This window comes from Paraburkholderia sejongensis, from assembly GCF_020880815.1.
Lineage (GTDB): Bacteria > Pseudomonadota > Gammaproteobacteria > Burkholderiales > Burkholderiaceae > Paraburkholderia > Paraburkholderia sejongensis.
On record NZ_JAJITD010000009.1, the window covers coordinates 341,841 to 347,923 of the forward strand.

Below are 6,083 nucleotides of genomic sequence, written 5' to 3' on the forward strand. Positions count from 1 at the left end.
CCGCATTTTTTTTGCGCGCCTACCAGCGAGGCTGCTTGCGCAACAGCGGCGTCATTGCGATCAGACCGATGATCGGGCCCGGCAGCAGCAGCCATGCGACGCGCACATTGAGCGCGTGATAGACGCTGGTCGACCACAGAATCGAACACGCGGACAGGAAAAACCCGAAGCTGTTTTGCAGCGTCAGCGCGCCGCCGATCTTGTCGGCCGGACAGGCTTTCACCGACAGCGCGGAAAACTGCGGCGAATCGGCGATCACGCTGATTCCCCACACGAGCAGCAGCGCAAGTTGCACCGCCGTGCCGAGCGCGTTGGTCAACGGATAGATCGCGCACAATGCGCCCGATAACGCCAGCGCGAGCGCGGCGGTCCGCGCGCTGCCGACCGAACGGCTGAGCCAGCCGCCGCATAGACAGCCCGCCGCGCCGACCGCGATGATCAGAAACGACCACAACGCGACGGTGCCCGGCGCGACGGCCGTGCCGCTCGCGAACGCGTGCTGGACCAGCAGCGGCGTCAGCGTCCAGAACGCGTAAAGCTCCCACATGTGGCCGAAGTAGCCGAGCGCGGCCGCGCGAAACTCCTTGATCCGCAATACCTCGCCGATCCCCGCCGACAAACCGAAGCGACGGTTGGCCGAGCGTCGCGCGTGGGGCCCTTCGCCGAGCGAGAACACCAGCAGCGCGCCGATCACCGCGAGCACCGACGAAGTCAGCACCACCGTCTGCCACGGCACTGTCGCCAGCAACGCGCGAATCGCGTGCACGGATGCGGTGCCGAGCGTCAGCATCGCGACCAGTAACGCGAGCGTCTGCGCGGCGCGCTTCGGATCCCAGGTGACCAGCAGTTTCATTCCGAGCGGATAGATGCCGGCGAGCGCGATGCCGACGCCGAAGCGGAACGCGAGCGCCGACGCGAGCCCGCTGCTGCACAGCGCGAACAACGCATTGAGGGTCGCGCCGAGTACGCCGCACACCGCGAACACCTTGCTGGCCGACACGCGATCCGCGAGGCCGGTGGTCGCCGACAGCAGCGTGCCGACGATGAAGCCGGCCTGCACCGCATTCGTCAGCCAACCGATATCGGATGCGCTCAGCTGCCACGCGACCTGCAGATCGCGCATCGCGCCGTTCGCGCTGAACCACAACGAGGTGCCGAGCAATTGCGCGAGCGCGATCACGAGGACCGCGCGCTTCGCGCGCGCGGCCGTGCGCGCCGCGTCTTCGGGATGGCTTGCGTCCGCGTCCAGCCTGTCCTGCATCGTGCCTCCTGCGTGCGATGTCCCGGATGATCTTGTGCGGCCGCGGCGAGTGACGATGGGCGGGTTCGCTAATGCGCTTATTGATGGCGGCCGGTTTTGAGCGGCCATTGTAGTCGACGGGTCTGCCTGACGCCGCGCGCGTCACCCCTGCTGCGGCGCCCGCACCCACCCTTCCATCAGCACCCGCGCGCTGCGGCTCATGATCGCCTTCGTGACGACCCATTCGCCGTCTTTCCGGCTCGCCTGCGCGCCGACCCGCAAGGTCCCCGACGGATGCCCGAAGCGCACCGACTCGCGCTCGCCGCCACCGGCGGCCAGATTCACCACCGTGCCGGAAATGGCCGCCGCGGTGCCGATCGCGACCGCCGCCGTGCCCATCATCGCGTGATGCAGCTTGCCCATCGACATCGCCCGCACCAGCAGATCGACGTCGGCCGCGCGCACCTGCTTGCCGCTCGACGCGACGTAGTCGGCCGGCTTCGCGACGAACGCGACCTTCGGCGTGTGCTGCCGCGTCGCGATTTCGTCCAGATGCTTGATCAAGCCCATGCGCAACGCGCCGTGCGCGCGGATCGTCTCGAACTTCGCGAGCGCCTTCGGATCGCTATTGATCGCATCCTGCAACTCGGTGCCCGTGTAGCCGATCGCTTCCGCCTCGACGAAGATCGTCGGAATGCCCGCGTTGATCATCGTCGCTTTCAATGTGCCGACGCCCGGCACTTCGAGGTCGTCGACCAGATTGCCGGTCGGGAACATCGCGCCGCCCGCGCCCTCTTCCTCGGCGGCCGGATCCATGAATTCGAGCGCCACTTCGGCGGCCGGGAAGGTCACGCCGTCGAGTTCGAAGTCGCCGGTTTCCTGCACCGCGCCATCGGTGATCGGCACGTGCGCGATGATCGTCTTGCCGATATTGGCCTGCCAGATCCGCACGATCGCGATGCCGTCGCGCGGCACGCGCTCCGCGTCGACGAGGCCCGCGCTGATCGCGAACGGGCCGACCGCCGCCGACAGATTCCCGCAATTGCCGCTCCAGTCGACGAACGCCTTATCGATCGATACCTGACCGAACAGATAGTCGACGTCGTGACCGGGCCGGCTGCTGCGCGAGATGATCACCGTCTTGCTGGTGCTCGACGTCGCACCGCCCATCCCGTCGATCTGCTTGCCGTACGGATCGGGGCTGCCGATCACGCGCATCAGCAGCGCATCGCGCGCGGCGCCGGGGGTTTGCGCGGCGGCGGGCAGATCGTCGAGGCGGAAGAACACGCCCTTGCTGGTGCCGCCGCGCATATAGGTGGCAGCGATCTTGATCTGGGGAAGGTGGGCCATGAAGGTGTCCTGAGTGACGTCTTAATGAGGTCTTAATTGGGTCAGGCGCGACGGCTTTGAAAAAAGCCGCCGCGCCCGATAGGTTTTTTAAGGCCGCAGCCGCCGCCAACGACAGCCGCGCTACGGCTTCAGGCCGCCGCCCTGGTCGATTCGAGAAAGTCCTGCGCGAACCGCTGCAACACCCCGCCGGCTTCGTAGATCGACACTTCTTCGGCGGTGTCGAGCCGGCACGTGACCGGCACGTCGACGCGCTCGCCATTGCGACGATGAATCACCAGCGTCAGATCCGCGCGCGGCTTGCGCTCGCCGATCACGTCGAAGGTCTCGGTGCCGTCGATGCCGAGCGTCAGCCGGTTCGCGCCCGGCTTGAACTCGAGCGGCAACACGCCCATGCCGACCAGGTTGGTGCGGTGAATCCGCTCGAACCCTTCCGCGACGATCGCCTCGGTGCCCGCCAGCCGCACGCCCTTCGCGGCCCAGTCGCGCGACGAACCCTGCCCGTAGTCCGCCCCCGCGATCACGATCAGCGGCTGCTTGCGCTCCATGTAGGTTTCGATCGCTTCCCACATCCGCGTGATCTTGCCTTCAGGTTCGATGCGCGCGAGCGAGCCGGCCTTCACGTTGCCGTTCTCGACCACCATCTCGTTCTTCAGCGTCGGATTCGCGAAGGTCGCGCGCTGCGCGGTCAGATGGTCGCCGCGGTGCGTCGCGTACGAATTGAAGTCCTCTTCCGGCAGGCCCATTTTGGCGAGATATTCGCCGGCCGCGCTATCAGGCAGGATCGCGTTCGACGGCGACAGGTGATCGGTCGTGATGTTGTCGCCGAGCACCGCCAGCGCACGCATGCCCTTGAGCGTGCGCTCGCCGGCCAGCGCGCCTTCCCAGTAAGGCGGACGACGAATATAGGTGCTCTGCGGACGCCAGTCGTACAGCGGGTCGGCTTTCTCGCCGTGCTCGACGGCCGCCGCGAACATCGGTTCGTACACCTTGCGGAATTGCTCGGGCTTCACGCTCGACGCGACGATCGCGTCGATCTCCGCATCCGTCGGCCACAAGTCTTTCAGCGTGACCGGCTGACCGTTCGCATCGACGCCGAGCACGTCTTTCTCGATGTCGAAACGGATCGTCCCGGCAATCGCATACGCGACGACGAGCGGCGGCGACGCGAGAAACGCCTGCTTCGCATACGGATGAATCCGGCCGTCGAAGTTGCGATTGCCCGACAGCACCGCGGTCGCATACAGATCGCGCTCGATCACTTCCTTCTGAATCACCGGGTCCAGCGCGCCGGACATGCCGTTGCACGACGTGCACGCATACGCGACCACGCCGAAGCCGAGCTTTTCCAGATCGGGCAGCAGCCCCGCTTCTTCCAGATACAGCGTGACCGCTTTCGAGCCGGGCGCAAGCGAACTCTTCACCCACGGCTTGCGGGTCAGGCCGCGCCGGTTCGCGTTACGCGCGAGCAGGCCGGCGGCGATCATGTTGCGCGGATTATTGGTGTTGGTGCAGCTCGTGATCGCGGCGATAATCACCGCGCCATCGGGCATCAGGCCCGGCTCGTTCTCGACCTTGCCGCTGATCCCGCGCGCCGCCAGATCGGCGACAGGCAAACGGCGATGCGGATTCGACGGACCGGCCAGCGTGCGCACGACCGTGGACAGATCGAACTTCAGCACGCGCTCGTATTCGGCGTGCTTCAGCGAGTCGGCCCACAAGCCGGTTTCCTTCGCATATGTCTCGACCAGTTTGACGAGTTCGTCGTCGCGGCCGGTCAGCTTCAGATAGCTGATCGTCTGTTCGTCGATATAGAACATCGCGGCGGTCGCGCCGAACTCGGGCGCCATGTTCGCGATCGTCGCGCGGTCGCCGAGCGTCAGGTTCGCCGCGCCCTCGCCGTAGAACTCGAGGTACGCGCCGACCACCTTCTCCTTGCGCAGGAATTCGGTCAGCGACAACACCACGTCGGTCGCGGTAATGCCCTCGCCGCGCTTGCCGGTCAGCTCGACGCCGACGATATCCGGCAGCCGCATATACGACGCGCGGCCGAGCATCACGCTTTCCGCTTCGAGGCCGCCGACACCGATCGCGATCACGCCGAGCGCGTCGACCATCGGCGTATGCGAGTCGGTGCCGACCAGCGTATCGGGAAACGCGACGCCGTCTTTCACCTGCACGACCGGGCTCATCCGTTCGAGGTTGATCTGATGCAGGATGCCGTTGCCCGGCGGAATCACATCGACGTTACGGAACGCGCGCTTGGTCCAGTTGATGAAATGGAAGCGGTCCTCGTTGCGACGATCCTCGATCGCGCGATTCTTCGCGAACGCATCCGGATCGAAGCCGCCGCATTCGACCGCCAGCGAGTGATCGACCACCAGCTGCGTCGGCACGACCGGATTGACGAGCGCCGGGTCGCCGCCTTGCGCGGCGATCGCGTCGCGCAGACCCGCGAGATCGACGAGCGCGGTCTGGCCGAGGATGTCGTGACACACGACGCGCGCCGGAAACCACGGGAAATCCAGCTCGCGCTTGCGTTCGATGATCTGTTTCAGCGACGCGGTGAGCGTGACCGGATCGCAGCGGCGCACCAGATTTTCGGCGAGCACGCGCGACGTGTACGGGAGTTTGTCGTAGGCGCCGGGCTCGATCGCATCGACCGCGGCACGCGTATCGAAGTAATCGAGCTGGGTGCCCGGAAGGCGTTTGCGATTGGCAGTATTCATGGCGTAGGGACAGGACAGTTAGCGGCCGCCGGACCGGATGGCGGCGGCCGGTCTCGCGCGGCGCGCTTTTTCAGGCGCTGGGCCGGCGAGCCGGTCGGACAGTAGGTGTAAGTGTAGTTCGCGTTTTGGCGCGGGAAGTACTCGAATCGGCAATTGCGAGCGGCGCGCGGTGGCGCCGCTCGCTATATGCTTAGGCGCGCTTAGGTGCGCTTAGGTGCGCTTAGGTGCGCTTGGCCAGCGGCACGAACGGCAGATCGTCCGGGCCCGTGTAGTTCGCGCTCGGGCGGATGATCTTGTTGTCGATGCGCTGCTCGATGATGTGCGCGCTCCAGCCCGCCGTGCGCGCGATCACGAACAGCGGCGTGAACATTGCCGTGGGGACGCCCATCATGTGATACGACACCGCGCTGAACCAGTCGAGATTCGGGAACATCTTCTTCGCTTCCCACATCACCGATTCGAGCCGTTCGGCGATCGAGAACAGTTTGGTGTTGCCCGCTTCCTTCGACAGCTTCTTCGCGACCTCTTTGATCACCTTGTTGCGCGGATCGGAGATCGTGTACACCGGATGGCCGAAGCCGATCACCACTTCCTTGTTCTCGACGCGGCGGCGGATGTCGGCTTCCGCTTCGTCGGGCGTCTGGTAGCGCGACTGGATTTCGAACGCGACTTCATTCGCGCCGCCGTGCTTCGGACCGCGCAGCGCGCCGATCGCGCCGGTGATCGCCGAGTAGATGTCCGAACCCGTGCCCGCGATCACGCGGCCG

Annotated in this window: 4 protein-coding genes; all 4 read right to left on the reverse strand. The window is 66.0% G+C overall.

Features of this window, described 5'->3' with window-relative positions; genetic code table 11:
• Positions 1-19: 19 nt before the first annotated feature.
• Positions 20-1,261: an MFS transporter gene (locus tag LJ656_RS19940; protein WP_230511089.1), complete on the reverse strand. Its 1,242-nt coding sequence runs from the start codon at positions 1,259-1,261 to the stop codon at positions 20-22.
• Between the two features lie 141 nt (positions 1,262-1,402).
• Positions 1,403-2,590 carry a 2-methylaconitate cis-trans isomerase PrpF gene (prpF, locus tag LJ656_RS19945; RefSeq protein ID WP_230511090.1) on the reverse strand — a complete coding sequence of 396 codons (1,188 nt, stop codon included), beginning with the start codon at positions 2,588-2,590 and terminating at the stop codon, positions 1,403-1,405.
• A 128-nt stretch (positions 2,591-2,718) separates the two neighbouring features.
• Entirely contained in the window at positions 2,719-5,316 is a 2,598-nt protein-coding gene (acnD, locus tag LJ656_RS19950) for a Fe/S-dependent 2-methylisocitrate dehydratase AcnD (RefSeq protein WP_230511091.1), read from the reverse strand.
• A gap of 220 nt (positions 5,317-5,536) precedes the next feature.
• The coding region (locus LJ656_RS19955; RefSeq protein ID WP_329958886.1) for a citrate/2-methylcitrate synthase at positions 5,537-6,083 on the reverse strand (547 nt) is incomplete at its 5' end.

Coding starts and splice junctions, on each gene's coding strand:
- prpF (WP_230511090.1), bottom strand. CDS start 2,590: ATGGCCCACCTTCCCCAGATCAAGATCGCTGCCACCTATATGCGCGGC.
- acnD (WP_230511091.1), bottom strand. CDS start 5,316: ATGAATACTGCCAATCGCAAACGCCTTCCGGGCACCCAGCTCGATTAC.
- LJ656_RS19940 (WP_230511089.1), bottom strand. CDS start 1,261: ATGCAGGACAGGCTGGACGCGGACGCAAGCCATCCCGAAGACGCGGCG.